General features: G+C 30.7%; 14 protein-coding genes and 3 pseudogenes. 4 read left to right on the top strand and 13 right to left on the bottom strand.

The genetic code is table 11. The features are described 5' to 3' along the window. Window positions 1-118: 118 nt before the first annotated feature. The 12 genes and pseudogenes from IR152_RS18250 to IR152_RS18195 form a co-directional block, all read right to left on the bottom strand. Window positions 119-376, bottom strand: a pseudogene (locus tag IR152_RS18250) (hypothetical protein); the annotation flags it as partial. A gap of 151 nt (window positions 377-527) precedes the next feature. Next, on the bottom strand, window positions 528-2,384 hold the full coding sequence (gene ltrA, locus IR152_RS18245; protein WP_227453271.1) for a group II intron reverse transcriptase/maturase: 1,857 nt from the start codon (window positions 2,382-2,384) through the stop codon (window positions 528-530). Window positions 2,385-3,141: 757 nt separating this feature from the next. Then, window positions 3,142-3,972 (bottom strand): annotated as a pseudogene (gene dnaE, locus IR152_RS18240) (DNA polymerase III subunit alpha); the annotation flags it as partial. A gap of 109 nt (window positions 3,973-4,081) precedes the next feature. Beyond that, complete coding sequence (ltrA, locus tag IR152_RS18235) at window positions 4,082-5,869, bottom strand: group II intron reverse transcriptase/maturase (protein WP_227453270.1); 1,788 nt, start codon at window positions 5,867-5,869, stop codon at window positions 4,082-4,084. Window positions 5,870-6,660: 791 nt separating this feature from the next. Continuing rightward, window positions 6,661-7,863, bottom strand: a pseudogene (gene dnaE, locus IR152_RS18230) (DNA polymerase III subunit alpha); the annotation flags it as partial. A gap of 150 nt (window positions 7,864-8,013) precedes the next feature. Beyond that, on the bottom strand, window positions 8,014-8,967 hold the full coding sequence (gene whiA / locus IR152_RS18225) for a DNA-binding protein WhiA (RefSeq protein ID WP_227453269.1): 954 nt from the start codon (window positions 8,965-8,967) through the stop codon (window positions 8,014-8,016). 16 nt (window positions 8,968-8,983) lie between these two features. After that, window positions 8,984-9,409 (bottom strand): NUDIX hydrolase, encoded by a 426-nt coding sequence (locus tag IR152_RS18220; protein ID WP_003416968.1) that lies wholly within the window; start codon window positions 9,407-9,409, stop codon window positions 8,984-8,986. A 68-nt stretch (window positions 9,410-9,477) separates the two neighbouring features. Beyond that, a complete protein-coding gene (locus IR152_RS18215; RefSeq protein WP_227453268.1) occupies window positions 9,478-10,584 on the bottom strand; it encodes a gluconeogenesis factor YvcK family protein in 1,107 nt (368 codons plus the stop codon). 11 nt (window positions 10,585-10,595) lie between these two features. Next, window positions 10,596-11,453 carry an RNase adapter RapZ gene (gene rapZ / locus IR152_RS18210; protein ID WP_227453267.1) on the bottom strand — a complete coding sequence of 286 codons (858 nt, stop codon included), beginning with the start codon at window positions 11,451-11,453 and terminating at the stop codon, window positions 10,596-10,598. A 30-nt stretch (window positions 11,454-11,483) separates the two neighbouring features. Continuing rightward, window positions 11,484-12,197, bottom strand: a complete 714-nt coding sequence (locus tag IR152_RS18205; RefSeq protein WP_227453266.1) for a PHP domain-containing protein — start codon at window positions 12,195-12,197, stop codon at window positions 11,484-11,486. Between the two features lie 3 nt (window positions 12,198-12,200). Further along, a complete protein-coding gene (gene murB, locus IR152_RS18200; RefSeq protein WP_227453265.1) occupies window positions 12,201-13,115 on the bottom strand; it encodes a UDP-N-acetylmuramate dehydrogenase in 915 nt (304 codons plus the stop codon). 272 nt (window positions 13,116-13,387) lie between these two features. Next, window positions 13,388-14,158 carry a formate/nitrite transporter family protein gene (locus IR152_RS18195; protein ID WP_227453264.1) on the bottom strand — a complete coding sequence of 257 codons (771 nt, stop codon included), beginning with the start codon at window positions 14,156-14,158 and terminating at the stop codon, window positions 13,388-13,390. A gap of 317 nt (window positions 14,159-14,475) precedes the next feature. Between IR152_RS18195 and cls the strand changes: the two genes are divergently transcribed. The 4 genes from cls (at window position 14,476) to IR152_RS18175 (ending at window position 20,477) form a co-directional block, all read left to right on the top strand. Then, window positions 14,476-15,954 (top strand): cardiolipin synthase, encoded by a 1,479-nt coding sequence (gene cls / locus IR152_RS18190; protein WP_227453263.1) that lies wholly within the window; start codon window positions 14,476-14,478, stop codon window positions 15,952-15,954. A 318-nt stretch (window positions 15,955-16,272) separates the two neighbouring features. Then, window positions 16,273-16,770 (top strand): complex I 24 kDa subunit family protein, encoded by a 498-nt coding sequence (locus IR152_RS18185; protein WP_003416946.1) that lies wholly within the window; start codon window positions 16,273-16,275, stop codon window positions 16,768-16,770. A gap of 16 nt (window positions 16,771-16,786) precedes the next feature. Then, window positions 16,787-18,673 carry an NADH-quinone oxidoreductase subunit NuoF gene (locus IR152_RS18180; protein WP_227453262.1) on the top strand — a complete coding sequence of 629 codons (1,887 nt, stop codon included), beginning with the start codon at window positions 16,787-16,789 and terminating at the stop codon, window positions 18,671-18,673. A gap of 22 nt (window positions 18,674-18,695) precedes the next feature. Next, complete coding sequence (locus IR152_RS18175; protein ID WP_227453261.1) at window positions 18,696-20,477, top strand: NADH-dependent [FeFe] hydrogenase, group A6; 1,782 nt, start codon at window positions 18,696-18,698, stop codon at window positions 20,475-20,477. A gap of 200 nt (window positions 20,478-20,677) precedes the next feature. Here IR152_RS18175 and IR152_RS18170 read toward each other — a convergent pair whose 3' ends face one another. Continuing rightward, a complete protein-coding gene (locus tag IR152_RS18170; protein ID WP_227453260.1) occupies window positions 20,678-22,474 on the bottom strand; it encodes a MutS-related protein in 1,797 nt (598 codons plus the stop codon). Between the last annotated feature and the right edge of the window lie 49 nt (window positions 22,475-22,523).

Here is a 22,523-nt window from a genome sequence, read left to right as displayed (position 1 = left end):
CTATTGATAGTTGTGATAGAAAGGATTTTCACCTTTCAATTCGTTTTATTAGTTTGAATTAATTATATTAATCCACTTGCTTTTGTTCCTCAACTAAAGGCTTTTATATGCAAGAACTGGACGCACCATGTGATTTATTAAATGCATATCGAGCAAAGTCTATCATGTCATCAAATATTTTATTAGCTATTTCCTCTTCTACACCATTTCTAATACACCCTGCAATTTCTATATTACCATCTTCGTCAAATTTACCATGAATAAAATATTGTCTTTCTTCTTCCATCACATCCATCTTTTTCTTACTCATGGCTCTTCTAACTAGGTCACTTCGTCCATAACTATAACCACCTAAATCTCTAACGACCTGCAATAGTGATAGGTAAGATTTTGAAGTCATCTCCATCTTTTCCCCCACTTCACACCGTACATGAGAGTTTCCTGCTCATACGGCGTTCCATCGAAATACCAATAATTTGAATAATTAATATTAAGATATTATCAAGAATAAATTATTATTTCATTTATCATGCAACATTTATCTTATTTAGATTACAAAGTACTCTGTATTTGTTTACTTTATTAATTTGAGTTTTATTTAGCGAAAGTTCTTTTACTATTTTATTTATTAACTCTTCATCAACTGTATGTATTAACTTATGTACTCTACCTTCCATTATTACAAGATTTTGATAGCTATCATCACCACCCAAATGTTTTGGTATTTTATGATGACAATGGAAGTGAAAAGTTTTAAGAACCCATTTTGTTATTGCACACTGACCATTTTGTGCTGAAAATAGTGATATTCTATTATCATTATATTCTACACTCTCATTTTTCGAGAAATATCTCATCATATCTGCTATCCTACTTGTTATTGTAAGTTTTAAATAATCATGAACTAATTCTCTTCCTCTTTCTGTGTAATCACAGGTTTCTTGTTTAAACTGCATTGGAGGTCTTGTTTTTATGTATGAGATTGGTATTAGTGCGTATTGGCAATAATATTTAATCGCTTTACTTTCTCCATAATATTTCTCAATTACATTATTCTTTGTTCCTGTTTTTGTTGCAAAAGGTTTAAGCCTGTTTTTCATATACTTCAGAACATTATATTCTATAGTATGAAAACTCTTACAAACATGAGAAGCACTATCATAATAATTATGATAACCAAAAATCATTTGATTTAGCTTTGCTAACTCAACCTTTGGTTTATCAGAGTGTTGTATAACTTTAATTTGTCTTTTAATTTTATCTGTCAGATTATTAACTGCTTTATTTGACATACAGCTTTTAATTGTATACTTATCTTTTTTGTTACCATTATAGTCTTTTATTCCTTTTCTGTGAATTTTCATTTTAAGTCCTAAAAATTCAGAATAATGCTTTCTTAAATTTACAATTTTTGATTTATCTTGGTTAATTTCAAGAGTTAATCTATCTTTCAACCAATCTGTAATTGCTATTTTAATTCTACAAGCAGTTTTATAATCTCTACAAAATATTTTAAAATCATCTGCATATCTTACGATGTGCATTTCTTTTAGATTTGTTCCTTTTAGTGCTCTGCAATGTGCTAATTGACAGCTATACTTATGTTTAGTTGGCATACCATAGAACTGTGAGTGTATCCACCAGTCAAGTTCATTTAGAACTATATTTGATAGTAGTGGAGATAATATCCCCCCTTGTGGAGTTCCTTTTTGTTGTATACCTTCACCTATAACTTCACACTTTAGCATTTTTGATATAATACTTATTACCCTTTTATCTCTAATGCCCAAGCTATACATTTGTTTTAATAATTTACTATGATTGACATTGTCAAAAAATCCTTTTAAATCAATATCGACTACATAATGTAAATCTGCTCTCTGCATCAAATGATAGCATCTTGATATTGCATGTTTTGCACTTCTATTTGGTCTAAATCCAAAACTATAGTTATAAAATTTTGCTTCACATATTGGTTCTAATACTTGCTTGATACATTGCTGAATAATACGGTCTTCGATTGTCGGTATTCCCAATGGTCGCATTTTACCATCATGCTTTGGTATAAATATTCTTCTAATGGTTTGAGGTTTATAATTTTCAAGTCTTTTCCTGACATAGGATATTATTTCTTCCTCGCTCCACTTCTTAATATCTTTAATTGTATGAGGATTGCTACCTTTGGTTCTACTACCTTTATTTGACTTTATTATTCTATATGCTAAAAGAATATTTTCTTCACTTATGATTAATTCGTAAAGCTTATAGAAATTCTCATTTCTTTCTGACCTTGCATATAAATTGTCAAATATTTCTTGAGTTCTATAATATTCATTGTATCTAAGAGTATTCTTTTTCTTTATTTCTTGATTTTTTTCTATCAAAGTCACGTCCCATCAAATAAATTTGACAGTACATTCTCTTAGTCTTACTCGAACCTTTGAAATTATCTTTTATGATAATAATATTATATTTTAATTATTAATATTTCCGACTAAAGCCCATCCCTCCATAGATTATTATCTCTGTTTCCTTGGTACTATGGCTTCACTATCACTTGGATTAAGATAAGTTATAGTTAAATACCTTTCCTTATCAACACTTCATCAGAATTGAATTTCCTCCATGTTCCAAGCTTTCCACGTTCCTATAGCTTTAGCTATACATATATCTTTAGGTGCTTCCTTTAAGCCCGTCAGCTTGATAGTGCCTATAACACTATAAGGTCTTTCATAAAGTCAAATCTTACTAAACCTCACTGACACCTCACAAGAGGGTGTAGCATTTCTACTACTTAGAACTAAGGACCCGTACATTCGGAAGTTCGTCAGTACTTATAATACATTCTCACCATGGATATTTTGTAGCCTCACGGTCTATAGATTGCATTGCATACCTCTATGCTACTTTCCTCAGCTTCATTCATTAAATACATGAAATTCTCTGTTAGGACAATTTTCAACCTGCCTTACCCAGCTTCATACAATCAAATATTCAACTTCTCATGCATGTGGGGACTATTAGAGAGAGCATTTCAGGGCGTTACTCCATCATTCTACTCTTCAAGCTATAAGTTCTAATTGAATAAATTCAATTGTCGCATCCTTAATATTTCTATCTTTCTGCGAAACGTGTCGCACTAACTTGCTCTTGATATACCAAACAACCATATGTAACTTCCATTATAGGCTTTAATTTTTCATGTAGATATGTTACATCTTCTGGATTGCTTTTATTTTTTATATACGCAGGTATAGAATCCATTGGACCTGGTCTGAATAGGGATATACCTGCTACAATATCTTCAAAATTGTCTGGTCTTAGTTGCTTCATAAAACTTCTCATACCAGCACTCTCCAATTGAAACACCCCTAATGTATTTCCAGATGAAAGCATTTCATATACCTTTGGGTCATCATAATCCATCTTTGAAAAGTCTATTTTTTCTGTGTAGTTTTTTATGACTCTATTTTTTTCTATTAAATCAAGTGTATCTCTTATAACTGTGAGAGTTCTTAGTCCCAGAAAATCCATCTTCAAAAGACCAAGTTCTTCAAGTGTTGTCATGGTAAATTGTGTTGTGATTGCATCTTGATGCTTGTATAAAGGCACATATTCATCCACAGGATTTTTTGATATAACTACCCCCGCAGCATGTGTAGAAGCATGTCTTAGCATTCCCTCTATCTGTTTCGATATATTTATTATCTCTTTTGTTTCTGGGTCTTGGTCATACAATTCTTTAAGGTTAGGATTTGTATCCAAAGCCTTATCTATTGTCATTCCCAAAGCAAATGGTATCTCCTTGGCTACCTTGTCAACTTTATTGTAACCTATATCCAATACTCTTCCAACATCTCTTATTGCAGCTTTTGCACCCATTGTCCCAAAAGTTATTATTTGTGCGACATGGTCATCACCATATTTTCTCTTTACATAATCTATAACTTCTTCTCTTCTCTCATAACAAAAATATGACGATAGGTAATCCTTTGAAGTTATCTCCAGATTTTCCCCCGTCCCACACCGTGCGTGAGACTTTCACCTCACACGGCGTTCCCTCGTTTGAATTGTAGATATATTATGCGACCAATTTAAAATCTATCGGTTCTAAATTTGCTTGTTTTCTTAATTGGTTAAATTTTGATTTCGATTTAACTGTCCAATCTTTTGATGATTGTAGAATTAGTTTAATATTAGTTGAGTGTATAAGTTTATGTATATCCTTATGAACTATAATTAAGTTATCATATTTATCTGTTCCACCAGATTTTAGTGGAACTTTGTGATGGCAATGTACTTCATCTGTGAATAACCTAATTCCAGTTATATAACATTTTCCATTTTGACCTACAAATCTTGATATTCTGTTATCTATATATTCAACACTTCTTTTACCAAAATTACCTCTTCTTAAAGCCTCTAATTCTTGTGGTAATACTACGGTCAGTGTATTGTGAATTCGGTTTCTACCAATTTCAGTATACGGTGTAACCTCTGGATGAATTTGTAGTGGCTTTGTAAAATGTACAAATGGTATCGGATATAAAGTTATATTACAACATCTATCTAAACTTCCACTATATCCTTTATAGAATGTCTTAAATACTTCATTCTTTTCACCTTTTTCGGTTATTATATGCCTTCGTTTAAGAGTTTTATATTTACCATACACTAAATACATTATGTCATGAAAATCTTGTCTTACATCAGTTGCTACTTTATAGTAGTTATGAATTCCTAATGTAAATCCATTAAGATTTTTAGATTTATCCATACTTGGACTTTTACTTAAATCTTTTAACTTACTCTTGTATACTTCTGTAATTTTCGATTTTCTCTTAGGCTCTATTTTACTTTGAGAAACATATCCTAATTGAGATGTTCCTTTTGACACTGCTCGTAGTCTTATTCCTAAGAAATCCGACCCATTTTTTCTTAAATTAGTTACCTTACTTTTTTCTTCACTAATTTCTAAATCAAGCCTGTCATTCAACCAAAGTTTGGAAGCCATAAATAATTTCTTAGCATTTGTTCTGCTATCAGTAAATATCTTAAAGTCATCTGCATATCTAACAATGTAACATGGTTTTAACTTACTATTTTTAAGTGCAACTATCTTAGAACTTGGTTGTTTGTATATGTGATTAGTAGTTTTAGTTTCCCATTGGTTGGAAATCCACCAATCAAATTCATTAAGTACAATATTTGCAAGTAGTGGAGATAATATTCCTCCTTGTGGTATACCTTTAGTTAGTATACCCTCACCTACCATTTCTGCTTTTAACATTTTGCTTATTACACACAATAATTTCTTATCTCTTACACCAATAGTCCAAAGTTGTTTCATTAATTTCCCATGATTGACATTATCAAAGAACCCTTTTATATCTACATCAACTACAAAGTGATTTTTACTATGATTGATTAGATGCTGACACCTTGCAATTGCATGATGTGTACTTCTGTTAGGTCTAAACCCAAAACTTGATTTATGGAATTTACCTTCACATATGGGTTCTAATATCTGTAAGATACATTGTTGAATGAGTCTATCTTCAATTGTAGGTATTCCTAATGGTCTTTGTTTTCCATTGCTTTTTGGTATGAACACTCTTCTTACAGGATTAGGTCTGTAATAGCTTAATCTCTGTCGCACAATATTTATTAATTTGTCTTTAGATAAATGTTCTAAATATTTAATAGTGTGTCCATTAATACCTTTTGTTTTGCTACCAGTATTTCTTTTGATTCTTCTATATGCCTTCATAATGTTATCTTCATTTATGATTAATTCATACAGTTTGTCAAAATATCTGCCTTCACTTGATTTCTTATACAAATCATCTAATATTTTTTTGTTGTCCATAGTATTCATTATTTCTTAGGACTTTTCTTTTCTTAATCTTTTGTTCAGTCAACTAATCATCTCCTTTCCAAGAAGTAAACTTCTTTGAGATTTTCGTTTCTATTAGTCTTACAAGAACCTGAACTATCGCAAATTTTTAAACATAATATTTAATCTACTCAAACGACTTGAGCCTATCCCTCCATCACTTATTATCATGACTTCTTTGGTACTGTGGCTCTACTCTCACCTTGATTAATTAAGGTTATAGATAATTAATCTATCATTTCCCTTAAAACACTTCTTTGACAGTTATATCTCCATGTTCAAGGCTTTCCACGTTCCAATACTCCTATCTTTACCGTATATCCTTAGGTGCTACCTAAATACCGTCATCAATCCAATTCCCTGTAAGAATTGTAGGATTTTCTTAACACAGCCTTTACTCATCCTTCTGATGATAAACCAAATTTGGTTCTCTTAGCATTTCTACTAAGCGATATTCACGATAAGTCAGTCAGTAGTTCGTCCCCATTACACATTTTGGATACTCACCATAGATATACTTCATAGACATCCGACATATCAATTACAGCTAATTAAACCTTTCCTCAACTTAACTCGTTAGGGTAATTTTTCTGCCGACTTCAACGAGCTTTACACAACTTCATAATAACTTAATCCATTGCATATCGTAGTCTTAATGGCAATTCTTCAAAGCGTTACCTTATCATTTAATTGCTCAGAGTATTAGTTCTCCTAAGTTTTTGTAACTTAGTGGGCAATCTTTTCAATTACCAACGTGTCGCACCGATATCTATATCTGGCATAGATATACGCTCTGGATTTAAAAAGCGCTCAAACAAGAGAGAGTACTTTATTGGGTCTATATCAGTTATCTTAAGTGTGTATGCTACTATTGAACCAGCTGCACTACCTCTACCTGGTCCTACTATAATATTATTTTCTTTAGAAAAGTTTATGAAATCCCATACAATCAAGAAATACTCTACATAACCCATTTTTTCAATTACATCTAATTCATACTTTAATCTCTCTATTATCTCATCGCTAGGATTATCATATCTCTCTTTCAGTCCATTAAAACATAACTCCCTTAAATAAGTTTCTGGTGTATATCCTTCTGGAACATCATACTTAGGAAGATGTATAGTATTAAAGTCAAACTCTACATTACACATATCAGCTATTTTCACAGTATTATCAATAGCCTCTAATGCATACGGAAATAATTCTTCCATTTCTTCTCTTGATTTTAAATAAAACTCATCACTACCAAATCTCATTCTATTTGGGTCATTTAATGTTTTTCCCATTTGAATACACATAAGGACATCATGTATCTTTGAATCTTCTTTATTTACATAGTGAACATCATTAGTAGCAACTAGCGGAATACCAGTCTCTTTTGATAATTTTACTAATCCAGAATTTACTTCTTTTTGTTCAGGTAAATTATGGTCTTGAATTTCCAAAAAGAAGTTTTCTTCTCCAAATATGTCTTTGTAATCAATAGCAAATTGTTTTGCTTTTTCATAATTTCTATTCATTAAAGCACGTGCTACATCTCCTGCAAGACACGCAGAAAGTGCTATAATTCCTTGGTTGTGTTTTTTAAGTTCTTCCATGTCAACTCTAGGTTTATAATAAAAACCTTCTACATATGAAGTTGAAACTATTTTTATTAAATTTTTATAGCCTTCCATATTCTTAGCTAACAGAACTAAATGACCTTGATATTTGTCATAGTTTGGGTCTTTATCTCTAAGTCCACGTGCAGCCGTATAAACTTCACACCCTATAATTGGCTTTATTCCTTCTTTTATAGCTGTTTTGTAGAAATCTATAACACCAAACATACAACCATGGTCAGTGATAGCTATTGAGCTCATGTCTAATTCCTTAGCCCTTTTTATAAGTTTTTTCACCCTCGAAAATCCATCAAGTAAACTATACTCAGTATGCACATGAAGATGAGCAAAATCTTTGTTCATTAAATCACCTCCTGTTTTATAAATTTAATTTTACCACAAATATATGTCTTAAAACAAAAACAGAGACTTTTATCTCAAAATAGGAATTAACTTCAACATATTTCATTATATGTTAGAAATTAATGCTTATTCTGAGATTGTCCCTTCAATTTATTGTGATGATTTTTTTTTCAAATCTGTCGCAATTTCTTCTATTTTTCTAAGCCTATGATTGACACCAGATTTTCCTATTGGTGGTTCTAACATCTCTCCAAGTTCTTTGAGAGTCATATCCTCATACTCAATTCTAATCTTAGCTATTTCTTGTAAATTTTCTGGCAAACTGCTAATTCCTATAGTTTCTTGTATGAGCTTAATATTTTCTACTTGTCTTACTGCCGCATTTACTGTTTTAGAAAGGTTAGCTGTCTCACAATTTACTATCCTGTTTACATTATTTCTCATTTCTTTTACTATTTTAGTGTTTTGAAGACTTAAAAGAGCATGGTGTCCTCCTATAATACTCAATAAATCTGATATTTGTTCACTCTCTTTAATATAAACAACATGATTATTTTTTCTAGCCACAATTTTACTATTAAAACCTAAAGAATTTATAAGTTCTTTTAGAGCATCCGCAAACTCCTCATTGTTAGTTACAAATTCCATATGATAATTCTTTTCTGGGTCGCTTATAGAACCTCCACCAAGAAAAGCTCCTCTTATGAAAGCTCTCTTACATCCTTCATGTTTAATTAAGTTCTCTGAAATTTTGTTTATGGTAAAAAATCCTTCTTTGTTTTCAAGTATACCTAACTTTTTTAATAACATTTCTGAACCCATTTCACTTGTTACCATTAATACATAACTGTTATTTCTCTTCAGCATTTGATTCTTATTTACAGAGATTGTAGTATTAATATTAAAATTCTTTTTTAATAGCTTAAATACTTTACGGGCTATTGAATTTAATTCTGTTGTTATCTTTAGATTTAGCTTTTTATATCCAACAATTTGTATACTTCCCCCTGATTTGACTAGAGCTGATAATTCAGCTATATTACAACATTCATTCCCAGATACAATTCTCGCTAGTTCATTTTTGGTTTCAGTTGAAAAAGACATATCTATCACCTATTAACTAATTTTTCTTTAACCTTTTTTTTATTTCTTGTAAGGCAACCTTTATTATCTCCTTTTCATCATCATACCTAGCTAGGTCTACTACTCTATCTAGATGGATAAATTTAGCATCAATAAAGCCTTCCTCTTTTTGTGGAATAGTATCCATATTCTTTGCTTGCATCAAATACCAAAAAACTGTTTTATGAACTGCTCTATTTTCATCCCAGTTTTCTTTGAATGTATAGTGTATTTCGCCTAAATATTTCAATATATCTGCTTTTACTCCCGTTTCTTCACTTACTTCACGTAATGCTGCCTCTTGGTTATTTTCCCCTTCTTCTACTTTTCCCTTGGGTAGAACCCAATCTCCATTGAACTTCCTTAGTAAAAGAATCGTATTGCCAAACAGGACTACACCACCAGCACTAACCTCTTCTCTCATCGATGTTCACTCCTTAAAACTAACATAATGATAAGGATTTCTACACAATTTTTTAAAATCCTTTTTTACTAACTTTTGTTGTAATTATGATTTAGGGCTAACTCAATAACTATGTTAGATATATACTTTGCATCATGTCTTATATAATTATTTTTTATTTCAATTAAATTCTTCTCTACAGTTTTTATACGCATCTCTTTTAATTTATCTTTTTGCTTTTTATCTAACAAAACTTGCTCTGCTCCATCTTGTTTATATAAGTCGAGCATTTCTTCTGGCAATATTTCATTATTTGCTATTACATAATCTATTAAATTTTCATCAGTGTGCTTTACTATAGCATTAACATGCTCTAATACATTGTATCCTTCTGTCTCACCTGGCTGAGTCATTATATTTGCTATATATACCTTTGGAGCTAAAGACGACTTAATAGCGTCTACAATACCCTCTACAAGTAAATTTGGTATTATACTCGTATATAAGCTTCCAGGACCCATAATTATAATGTCAGCATCATAAATAGATGCAATAACATCCTTTAATGGCTTGACATCTTTTGGATTTAAAAAAATTTTATCAATAGAGCTTTTTTGACTTTTTGACTCTTCAGGTATGCTAGATTCTCCATTTATTATATTGCCATTTTCTAATTTGGCAACTAAGTTTACATCTTCCAAAGTTACTGGCAAAACTCTTCCTGTTATAGCAAAAATCTCACTTAATTTATATACAGCTTTTTCAAAGTTTCCATACAATCCATTCATAGCAGCCAAAAATAAATTTCCAAAACTCTGACCCTTTAAAAGCCCTTCTGTAAATCTATATTGCATAACTTCATTCATTGTTGGCTCTATATTTGCAAGTGCTAATAGACAGTTTCTTATGTCTCCTGGTGGAAGCATTCCCAAGTCTTCTCTCAATACTCCTGAACCTCCACCATCATCAGCAACAGTTACAATTGCAGTTATATTTTGTGTAGAATGTTTAAGACCTCTTAAAAATACTGATTGCCCAGTACCTCCACCTATCACAACAACATTTGGTTCTCTATTCTCAACAATAGACCTTTGAAACAGTTTTACTTTTTCATTTTTTGCTTTCTTATATATAAATAACGATACAATTAATGCAATCCAACCTAAAATTCCTACAATAATAAGTAATTTAGTCATGTTTGCCTCCATTATCGCAACATAGAGTCTCTATGTTTCTTTACAACTCTATATCCCTTATTAGATAAATCCTCCGCTATAAGATTTGTTATAGTAACTGACCTATGTCTTCCACCTGTGCATCCGACACCAATTACTAAATGTTGTTTTCCTTCCTCTATATATTGAGGTACTAAAAAATGAATCATATCTAAAAGTTTCACATAAAATTCTTCACTGATTTTAGAATTCATAACATAATCTCTAACTTCTTTATAATCACCAGTTTTAGCTCTTAATTCTTCAACATAATAGGGATTTGGAAGGAATCTTACATCGAATACTAAATCTGCATCAGCAAGTATACCATGTTTAAATCCAAAAGATACTACAGAAATAGTTAGGTTTGGATTATCTTCACCAGAAGAATATATTTTCTTTATTTCTTCTTTAAGGTCTTTTGGTTTCATATTAGTTGTATCAATTATACATGTAGATAATTCTTTTAAAGGCTCCATTATTTTTCTTTCCATTTTTATGCCTTCTGGAATCTGCATGTCTTTTGCTAATGGATGATTTCTTCTTGTCATTTTATATCTCTTCAACAATACATCATCGTTACAATCTAAATATACCATTTCATATTTATAATTTTCTTTTTCCAAGTAATTTAAACTTTCATGAAGAGCTTCAAAAAACTTTCTCCCTCTTATATCTATCCCTAGAGCAACTTTATCAATACTTGAATTTGGTTGATAACATAATTCTGCAAATTTAGTTATCAAAGCAGGAGGTAGATTATCTACACAATAAAATCCCATATCCTCTAAAGCTCTCATTGTCTCACTTTTTCCAGATCCTGAAAGACCTGTAACTATAACAAATTTCATTGCTAACTCCTCCCTTTTATCTTATGTTTATCATATTATAATGTTTTCTACTAATGATATATCCAGATTAGAGCCGGATATAGTCTTCATAGCTAGCTTAAAATCGCCAACTCTTTCTGGACAATGTGCATCTGAGCCTATTATAAATTTATTTTCTAGCTCTTTTATCTTATTTAATTGATTTACATTCAAAAAAGAATGACTACTATTTATTTCAAGTCTAGTATCTGTCTTTTTTGCTGTCTTTGCTACCTCTTCTATATACACATCACCTTTATCTCCAGGATGAGTAATTATAAAAATATCATTATTACTTATCGCATTTATTACAGCTTTTGTATTATATTCTTTAGCCTTTTTAGTTTTAAATATATAATTATTACAATGATTTAATAAACTTTTGAATGATGTTGGAGTAGAACCAAAATGATATCCAGCCATAATATAGTCAAATTCTTTAATAAATTTATCATCCATATCTATATTACCTTTATCATCTAATATATTACACTCCATACCTAAAAGTACATTTATATCACTATACTTATCATTTAAATAATTTACTTCTTCTCTCATTTTAAGAATATCTTTTTTCTTTACACCATATGCAATATGTTTATAACTATGGTCTGATATTCCTATTGTCTTTATTCCTTTAGAAATGGCCACCTTTACATTGTCCTCAATAGTCCCTTTGCCATGACTATATAATGTATGTGTATGATAATCAGCCAGTATTTTCATTGGTTAATCCTCTCCAAGTATTTTGACTTCTTCTTCCAACATAACTCCAAACTTGGCATAGACAGCACTTTTTATAACATATATTAAGTCTAAAATATCTTTAGCACTTGCTTCTCCTTGATTAACTACAAATCCACAATGCTTCTCAGATACTTGTGCTCCTCTCAAAGTAAGACCTCTTAATCCAGTTTCTTCTATTAATTTACCTGCAAAATATCCTGTTGGTCTTTTAAATGTACTTCCTGCACTAGCAAAATTTAATGGTTGTTTAGTTATTCTTCTTGTTGCTAAATCATCCATTAAACTTTTTATTTCATCATAATTTCCTTTTTGTAACTCTAATTCTGCTGATAGAGCTATATACCCATTTTTCGATATTATACTTTTTCTATACCCAAATTCCATCTGTTCATTTGACAGTTCAAAAATATTGCCTTCCATATCCATAAGTCTTACTGACTTTACTATATCCTTCATTTCACCGCCATATGCTCCAGCATTCATGGCTAATGCTCCTCCTAATGTCCCAGGTATCCCTGATGCAAACTCAAATCCTTTTAATTCTTGCTTTTGGAGAGCTTTACCTAAAACTGATAACAAAACTCCTGACTGAGCAGTCATCCTAGTATCATTTATCTCATAAGAATTGAAATTATCAGCTAATTCTATTACCATTCCTCTTATTCCACCATCTTTAATTAAAATGTTTGAACCATTTCCAATTATTAAATATGGAATAGATTCTTTTTTTACCAACTGAAGTATATTCTTCAATTGTTCTTCAGTTCTAGGTCTAACTAATATATCTGCTGGTCCTCCTACCCTAAATGAAATATGTTTTTTCATGGGTTCATCGACTTTTATATCATCTTTACTTAATATATTTAATAAACTTTCATATATATCTTGATTATTCATTGTATTTCCTCCCAAATTATACTGAACTTTAGCTGTCATTCTTATTTAAATTACATTAATATATAGTATTAACTATATTCAATAATATATGATTTTGCTTATCATATGGATTTTATATTTTAAGTTTCTTAATTACAAACTATATTCAATAAATATATAATAAAGTAAAAAAAAAAAAATAACAACATATAAAAGAATATAAATAATTTAAAAAAAGCATCAATATCACTGATATCAATGCTTTAAAAGGCAATTTAATTCGTATTATTTATCTAACTATTTTTAACATAGCAAAGATAATAAATTCCTCCAACTACTATGGAACCCCCAATGATATTTCCAAGTGTTACAAACACCAAATTAGTCATGAATTGAGCCATAGTTATATTTGCTCCTAATACCATTCCCATTGGTATAAAAAACATGTTTGCAACACTATGTTGGAACCCACATAACACAAATAGCATTATTGCTGTCCAGCATGAAGCTAATTTTGATATTACGTCTTGAGATGCTGTAGACATCCATACAGCTAAAACTACTAGAATATTACAAAGTATTGCTTTTAAAAACATTGAAACTATAGTTGAATTAACTTTAGCTTCTGCCACAGCTATAGCTTTTGTAGCTGCATCCCCTGTCAATGTAGAAGAATAAAATACAAGTGCTACTAACAAAATTGAACCTACTAAATTTGCAAAATAAACTAGTCCCCAGTTTCTTAACATTTTTCCTAATGTTATTTTTTTGTCCATAAGTGGAATAAGCATTAAAGTATTTCCAGTAAATAACTCTGCTCCTGCTACCACTACAAGCATAAGACCTACTGGAAAGACCATAGCACTTAAAAAACCAGCTACTCCTGGGTCTATCTTGCCAAAAGTTTGGCTAACTATCATACTCCCCAATGCCCCTAAACCTATAAATGCTCCTCCAAATAAACCTAATAAAATTGCATTTTGTGTTGAAATGTTTGCTTTTTTTATGCCTGCACTTATAGTTGCTTGTGCAGTTTCCCCAGGTGTCAAGAATCCTTTACTCATAAATCCTTCCCCCTTAAAAATTATACTTTTACTTGTCTTTTTATGGCAACAATTATATAATAACAATATAATATATAATAATTTTTATTAATATAAAAAATATATTATATACTTATATATACTTGTCTTATATAATTATATTATTTATTATATAATAATTTTGTTAACTTCGAAATAATTTATATTGAATTTGAAAAATTTACCTTTCGATTATTTATTTTACTTTTTTATTGTTGAGGTATTATATATAATAGATATATGTTTGTGTTATTATATATAATTACTTATTTTAATAAATATTTGAAGGAGGAAGTTTTATGTTCGATATATCATTTTTTGAAATGTCAATATATGAAATAACAGTTACTACAATATATATAATTAATTTCATGGTTATACTGAACCTTATCTTTAGAGAAAAGAGAAACATAAATACAACTCTAACATGGCTTATTATATTAGTATTGATTCCTGCCCTTGGATTCATACTTTACATAGCTTTTGGTAGAAATATTTCAAAAAACAATATGTTTAGATTGAAAGAAAAGGATGATAAGATAATCAAAAGTAATATACTAGATACTCAGGTTAAACTCCAATCTACATCTGAAATTGATTCAGATATACATCAACATAAGGATATGATTTATGTATTGGCCAATTCAAATAATGCTCATTACACCAATAATAACGATGTGTGGATTTATGCTGAGTCTAGTCAATTTTTTAACAGTCTTCTTGAAGAACTTAAAAAAGCTGAAAAATATATAAACATACAATTTTATATTTTCAAAGATGACAAAATCGGAACTGAAATAATAGACGTTCTAGTAAACAAGGCTAAAGAAGGTGTTGAAGTAAGACTTTTATTTGACGCAGTTGGTGGTAGAACACTAAAAAATAGTACACTTTCCAGACTTAAAGAAAGTGGTGTTAAAGTTGGAAGCTTCTTCCCACCATTCTTAAAAATTGTAAACTTTAACTTAAACTATAGAAATCACCGAAAAATTGTTGTCATTGATGGTAAAGTAGGATTTGTAGGTGGATATAATGTTGGTGATGAATATTTAGGTAGAAATCCAAAATTTGGTCTATGGAGAGATACACATACTAAGCTTACTGGTGATTGTGTAATTGACCTAAATATGAGATTTATCCTTGATTGGAGATACACAACTAAAGAAGATTTAGACTTAGAAAAGTACTTTATAGAAGAAGCAAACTCTAATCATCTTTCTGAAAATATTGGGATTCAGATAGTATCAAGTGGTCCAGATATATTAGAACTTGACGAGATTAAATATGGTTACCTTAAAATGATTCAGAAAGCTAGAAAGTATATATACATACAGAGTCCTTATTTAATACTTGACTCAACATTTATAGATACTTTAAAAATAGCTTGTTTATCTGGCGTTGATGTGAGAATTATGATTCCTTCTAAACCTGACCATCCCTTTGTATACTGGGCATCATATTCATATGCTGGAGAACTTTTAAAATTTGGAGCTAAAATTTACACTTATGGCCAAAATGCATTTTTACATGCTAAGACAATAGTTATAGATGACTCTATATGTTCTATAGGAACAGCCAATATGGATATAAGAAGTTTTGAGCTTAATTTTGAAGTAAATGCATTTATGTACTCTTCAAAAAAAGCATTAGAGCAAAGAATTATATTTGAAAATGATATTTTAAATTCAAAAGAAATAACATTAGATATATATAATTCTAGGTCTACTTATATAAAAATCAAGGAATCAATTTCCAGACTATTATCAGCAGTTTTATAAATCTTTTAATTTATAAAAATTTTACATTTTAGTTTATTTTTTAAAGTTTTTTATATGTATTATTTTTTTTTTATTGAATTTAGCTCATTTTTTTTATTTTTTTTAACTATTCTGAATTATTTTATATTATAATAGACTAGTATAGTTTTTATTTTTAATTAGGTAACTTTTTTGCATTGTTTTTATGAATAAAGAAATTGTTGTATATTATTCTTTCTTTATTGTTTTGGTTTTGTTCACTAACATAATGTTGGGGTCAACTCATGGTTAATTATTTTATGAAAAATAATAACTTTAAAAAGAAAAGGGGGATTTGTTATGTGCGATTTTATTTCACACAACAAGCAATTATTTGACGAACTAGATATATTTATTGACTCTCTTGCAACAAAGGAAGGCGCGTTAATACAAGTTCTACATGAAGCGCAAGGTATATTTGGATATCTTCCAAAAGAAGTTCAGCTTCATGTTGCCAGAAAACTTGGAGTAGCTCCTGCAAAGGTGTATGGGGTTGTTACATTCTATTCTTATTTTACTACAGAACCTGTAGGTAAGTATAAAATCAGTGTCTGTCTAGGGACTGTATGTTTTGTAAAAGGTGCTGACAAAATTTTAAGTGCTTTTGAAAAACAACTTGGTATAAAAGTTGGAGAAACTACTAGTGATTTTAAATTTTCTTTAGAAGGTTTAAGATGTCTTGGGGCATGTGGTTTAGCTCCAGTTGTTACTGTAAATGGTAAAGTTTATGGTAAGGTAAAACCTGACCAAGTAAGCGAAATATTAGATACTTATAGAGAATTAGAATTGAATTGTTAAGAGGGGTGAATAAATAATGCGTAAAGTAAATTCATTTGATGAATTAAAAGTTTTAGCTGATGAGCTGAAACCTAATCTTAGCTTAAGAAAAAATTATTCTAAGGAAAATGTATTAAGAAGAGAATTACTTGTTTGTTGTGATACTGGATGTACATCTTCAAACAGTCTGGAAATAGTTAATGAATTAGAAAATGAAATAAAGAAATCAGGAATCCAAGACAAGGTTAGTGTTCGTTTGACAGGTTGTTTTGGTTTCTGTGCTCAAGGTCCTATCGTAAAAGTTTATCCTGATAACGTTTTCTACGTAAAGGTTGATCCATCTGATGCTGAAAAGATAGTTCAAAGCCACTTAATTAGAAATACAGTTGTTGAGGAATTATTATATGAAGAAGAATCTTCAAATAAAAAAGTAGAAGAACAAGAAGAAATGTCCTTCTATAAAAAACAGTTACGTATAGCTTTAAAAAATTGTGGGCTTATAGACCCAGATAGTATAGAAGAATATATTGCCAATGATGGTTATTTAGCTCTAGGCAAATGTTTAACTTCTCTTACTCCTCAAGAAGTTATTGCAGAGGTAAAAACTTCTGGTCTTCGTGGTAGAGGTGGCGCTGGTTTCCCTACAGGTTCTAAATGGGAAGCTGCTTCAAAAAATCCAGCTGGTCCAACAGATAAAAAGTTTGTTGTATGTAATGCTGATGAGGGTGACCCAGGTGCATTTATGGATAGATCTGTACTTGAAGGTGACCCACATAGTGTGCTAGAAGCTATGGCAATATGTGGATATGCTATAGGTTCTGATACAGGATATATATACATAAGAGCAGAATATCCAAAATCTATAGAAAGATTAAAAGTAGCTATAGCTCAAGCTGAAAAATACGGTTTACTTGGTGAAAATATCTTAGGTACTGGATTTAACTTTAAATTAGAATTAAAATATGGTGCAGGTGCTTTCGTTTGTGGTGAAGGTACAGCACTAATGCATTCAATTGAAGGTAGACGTGGTGAGCCTAGAATGAAGACTTATAGTTCTTCTAAGAGTGGTTTATGGAAATCTCCTACTTGCTTAAATAACGTTGAGACTTTTGCTAATATACCTGCTATTATACTTAAGGGTGGAGATTGGTTTGCTAACTTAGGTACTGAAGATTCTAGTGGTACTAAAGTCTTTGCTCTTGGTGGAAAAGTAGAGAATGTAGGACTTGTTGAAGTTCCAATGGGTACTACTTTAAGAGATATTGTATTTGAAATTGGTGGAGGAATCCCTGAAGATAAGAAATTCAAGGCTGTTCAAACAGGTGGTCCATCTGGTGGATGTATACCAACTGAACATTTAGACACTCCTATAGACTTTGGTTCATTAAGTTCTATCGGTTCAATGATGGGCTCTGGTGGTATGCTTGTTCTTGATGAATCTGACTGTATGGTAGATATAGCCAAGTTCTTCCTTGAGTTTACTGTTGAAGAATCTTGTGGTAAATGTACACCTTGTCGTATAGGTACTACAAGATTATTAGAAATATTAACTAAAATTACAGAAGGTAATGGTACTCTACAAGATTTAGATGACCTAGAAAACCTTGCTGAAACTATACAAACTGCTTCATTATGTGGTCTTGGTAAAGCTGCTCCAAACCCTGTTTTAAGTACTCTTCAATATTTCAAAGATGAGTATATAGCTCATGTTGTAGATAAGAAATGTCCTGCTGGTAAATGTCAGAACTTACTTTCTTACTTTATAACAGATGACTGTAAGGGTTGTACAAAATGTTCTAGAGTGTGTCCTGCTGGTTGTATAACAGGTTCCGTTAAGGAACAACATACAATAGATACTTCTAAGTGTCTAAAATGTGGTGCTTGTATAGATAATTGTACATTTAACGCTATAATCAAGAAATAACTTATTTGGAGGAGGAATAACAATGAGTTTAGTTAATTTAACTATTAATGGCAAACACGTTTCAGCACCTAGTGGAACTTCTATCTTAGATGCTGCGAAATTAATAAATATAAAAATACACAACCTTTGTCATTTACATATGAATGAGATAGATAAGCTTGACACTTGTGCTTCTTGTCGTGTTTGTATGGTTGAGACAGAGAGAGGCTTAGTTCCAGCTTGTGGAACAGTTATAAAGGAAGGTATGAAGGTTCAGACTAATAGTGCAAGAGCATTAAACGCTCGTAGAACTATTGTTGAATTACTGTTATCAGACCATCCACAAGATTGTTTTGTATGTGAAAAAAATGGAGATTGTGAATTACAGACTATAGCTGCTGATTTAGGAGTAAGAAAAATAAGATATCAAGGTTCTAAATCTTTTGCAGGTAAAGACACTTCTACTAAATCTTTAGTTAAAGACCATTCTAAGTGTATATTATGTAGAAGATGTGAAACTGTATGTAATGATATACAAACAGTAGGAGCATTATCTGGAGTTAATCGTGGATTTAATACTTTAGTTAGTACATTCTTTAACTCTGATATGGTTGAAACAGAGTGTACATTCTGTGGTCAATGTATATCTGTCTGTCCAACTGGGGCATTAACAGAAGTAGATAATGTACCTAAACTTTGGGATGTTTTAAATAAAAAAGAAAAAACTATAGTGGTACAAGTTGCTCCTGCTGTAAGAGTTGCTATTGGTGAAGAGTTTGGTTTAGAACCAGGTTCAATCTCTACAGGAAAAATGGTAGCTGCTTTAAAGGCACTTGGATTTGAACATGTATTTGATACAAACTTTGGTGCAGACTTTACTATAATGGAAGAAGCTACTGAATTTATAGAAAGAATCCAACAAGGTGAAAATCTTCCTATATTAACAAGTTGTTGTCCTGCATGGGTAAACTTCTTAGAGCATAATTATCCAGATAAATTAAACTTAGCATCTAGCTGTAAGTCTCCTCAAGGTATGTTCGGCTCTATAGCTAAAAACTACTATGCACCTAAAATATTAGGAATCAAGCCTGAAGAACTTTATGTTGTGTCCGTAATGCCTTGTGTAGCTAAAAAATATGAAGCTTCAAGAGAAGAATTAAGTGAATCTGGAATACTAGACGTTGACCTTTCTATAACTACTAGAGAGTTAGCTAAGATGATAAAAGAAGCTGCTATCGATTTACCTAATCTTCAAGACCAAGATTTTGATAATCCTTTAGGAAAATCTACAGGTGCTGCATCTATATTTGGAGCAAGTGGTGGAGTTTTAGAAGCTGCCCTACGTACTTCATATGAGAAGATAACTAATAAGACTTTAGATAACGTAAACTTCACTAATGTTAGAGGTCTTAAAGGAATTAGAGAAGCAAGTATAGATGTTGATGGAACTACAGTTAATGTATGTATTGTAAATACACTTAAAAATGCTAGAAAGATTATGGATAAGGTTAGAAATGGAGAATGTAAATACCATATCATAGAAGTTATGGCATGTCCTGGTGGATGTGTTGGAGGTGCTGGTCAACCTTATCACCATGGCAATACTGAAATAGTTGATAGACGTGCAAATGCGTTATATGAAATAGATAGAAACAAAGCTATTCGTAAATCTCATGAGAATCCTGATTTACAAGCTATTTATAAAGATTTCTTTGGAGAACCAAATAGCGACGTAGCTCATAAATACCTTCATACTCATTACTTTGATAAGAGTTGTATTTATGGAGAATGTCCACAAGAATGTGCTTGTGAAGAAGCTAAATAACATCTAACAAATTAAAAAATTTATTTTCAAATAAAATGGGGTGTCTCAAAATGAACTTTTTAGTTTATGAGGCACTCTTTTTTATGAAATCAAATATATTTTCATAATTTCAACAATGAAAAAGAGACTTCTCTATTTTGAGACAGCCCCTTATTAGTTTAATCAATTAAATTATATTTCTAAATAAGCTTATCTATTAATTAAAGAATCCCTGCCATTCTCATAAGTTGCTTTGCATTTGTAGTTTTACATCTTCCATCCTTTATCCTATAGTCAAAATGAATTTTATCATCTACATAGTACTCTGAGAAATGATAGTTCACAACTTCAACATCTCCACTACCTGAAAGGTCACATAACTCAAAGTCATGTGTTGTCACCATACTTATAATCCATGGTCTTGATAATTTCTTCACTGCCTCACTTGCTCCAACAATTCTATCAGCAGAGTTAGTACCCCTAAAAATTTCATCTACTAGAACCAACATTGGCAACTCTTTTAAACTATATTGAATCATTGATTTTATTCTAAGAATCTCAGCATAAAAAGTTGATATTCCTTGACTTACATCATCTTGTATTCTCATAGATGTGAATATAGCCATGCAAGTCGCATCAAAACTCTTAGCACATACTGGAGCACCTGCATACGCCAATACTAAGTTTACACCTATACTTCTTAAAAATGTTGTCTTTCCAGACATATTTGACCCTGTAATAATGCATGTCTGAGAATTTAACTGTATTGAATTTGCTATGACACTTTTTTCTGCGATTAGTGGATGGTATACTTCTTCCACTTTCAATCTTGGAGTATCTTCATATTTTATTACTGGAAAACATGTATTTTCCTTTACATTGGCAATAACTGTTAAACTTATTAGAGCTTCAAATTCCCCAATAGATTCAAGCCAGCCTCTAATTTGATTTCCATATATACCTTTCCATCGTTCCAGAGCTTCTGCACAATGATAGTTCCACATTAAAGCACTACAAGCAATTATATATATTATCTGATTATATCTTAGATTTACAGCATTTCCTATTGAATTCAATTGTTTAACACCTTTTGAAACTCCACTTCCCTTAGAAAGCTTCTCTTGCAATTCTTTTAGATAAGCGCTCTCAAACGTCTCTTTTTCTAAAACCTCAAACATTTTCTCATATACTTGTATACTTCTACTAAATGAAAATAATGGAGAAAGAGTTTGCATAAGTCTTGGATGTCCAAAACCACTAAATCCCAACTGGATTATAAAAAGTAAAAAAACAGGTAAAATAGGTAAAAAACCTAACGCAAAGAATATAAAAGATAAGATTGTAGCAGTAGGTAGACCCCAAGTAAAAATATGCATCCATTTGGGTATATATACATTTTTATTTTCTCCATACTCTATAAATGTTTCTATACTCCCATCAGAGTTATTTTTTTGCTCCTTACCAATTATATTACTCAGTGTTTGAATATGAATAGAAAACTCATCTTTTGATAAAAGTTCTTTTATCGCCATTTGTCTCTCTGATATTATCTTTTCGTCTGGATTTTCATTCCACAATGACTTAGCCAAAGACTTCTTACCATAAGATGTATTAGCCACACAGATATATTGATACAATGAAGCTCTTCCAAATAAATCCAAGTCTTTTGCTTGTGAATTATCATCTTTTAAATATTCTTTGCCATCTAGTTTAAACTCTTTCCATCCATCTCCAAATCGTTTGATATACTTGTCTATTATTTCACTCTTACTTTTAAAATACATTTCTTCTTCTTTTACTTTATTATGAATAACTAAGAGTGATATAAATAATATAATTGCTATAACTCCAACAAAAATACCCACTATATTTTTATTATAAAATCCAATAGCAAATCCTGCTATCACTATCAAAAAAGAGATTAGTCTTGCTGTGCTTATATTATTTGACTTTTTACTTAAGAGCAATTCTTTTTCAGTAGTACTTTCTAAAAGTTTACTAAAATAATCTATTCCCATAAAAAATTCCAACTTTCTTATTATATAATAAAATTCAAATATAAAATTA

Origin of the sequence: Clostridioides sp. ES-S-0108-01, from assembly GCF_020662285.1 — a bacterium.
GTDB lineage: Bacteria > Bacillota > Clostridia > Peptostreptococcales > Peptostreptococcaceae > Clostridioides.
The sequence above is the reverse complement of the archived record's forward strand: the minus strand, read 5'-3'. Positions and strand labels throughout refer to the sequence as shown.

What these genes read in the sequence shown, in the direction of transcription:
- ltrA (WP_227453270.1), bottom strand. Translation starts at nt 5,869, where the DNA reads ATGGACAACAAAAAAATATTAGATGATTTGTATAAGAAATCAAGTGAA.
- whiA (WP_227453269.1), bottom strand. Translation starts at nt 8,967, where the DNA reads ATGTCTTTTTCAACTGAAACCAAAAATGAACTAGCGAGAATTGTATCT.
- IR152_RS18220 (WP_003416968.1), bottom strand. Translation starts at nt 9,409, where the DNA reads ATGAGAGAAGAGGTTAGTGCTGGTGGTGTAGTCCTGTTTGGCAATACG.
- IR152_RS18215 (WP_227453268.1), bottom strand. Translation starts at nt 10,584, where the DNA reads ATGACTAAATTACTTATTATTGTAGGAATTTTAGGTTGGATTGCATTA.
- rapZ (WP_227453267.1), bottom strand. Translation starts at nt 11,453, where the DNA reads ATGAAATTTGTTATAGTTACAGGTCTTTCAGGATCTGGAAAAAGTGAG.
- IR152_RS18205 (WP_227453266.1), bottom strand. Translation starts at nt 12,197, where the DNA reads ATGAAAATACTGGCTGATTATCATACACATACATTATATAGTCATGGC.
- murB (WP_227453265.1), bottom strand. Translation starts at nt 13,115, where the DNA reads ATGAATAATCAAGATATATATGAAAGTTTATTAAATATATTAAGTAAA.
- IR152_RS18195 (WP_227453264.1), bottom strand. Translation starts at nt 14,158, where the DNA reads ATGAGTAAAGGATTCTTGACACCTGGGGAAACTGCACAAGCAACTATA.
- cls (WP_227453263.1), top strand. Translation starts at nt 14,476, where the DNA reads ATGTTCGATATATCATTTTTTGAAATGTCAATATATGAAATAACAGTT.
- IR152_RS18185 (WP_003416946.1), top strand. Translation starts at nt 16,273, where the DNA reads ATGTGCGATTTTATTTCACACAACAAGCAATTATTTGACGAACTAGAT.
- IR152_RS18180 (WP_227453262.1), top strand. Translation starts at nt 16,787, where the DNA reads ATGCGTAAAGTAAATTCATTTGATGAATTAAAAGTTTTAGCTGATGAG.
- IR152_RS18175 (WP_227453261.1), top strand. Translation starts at nt 18,696, where the DNA reads ATGAGTTTAGTTAATTTAACTATTAATGGCAAACACGTTTCAGCACCT.
- IR152_RS18170 (WP_227453260.1), bottom strand. Translation starts at nt 22,474, where the DNA reads ATGGGAATAGATTATTTTAGTAAACTTTTAGAAAGTACTACTGAAAAA.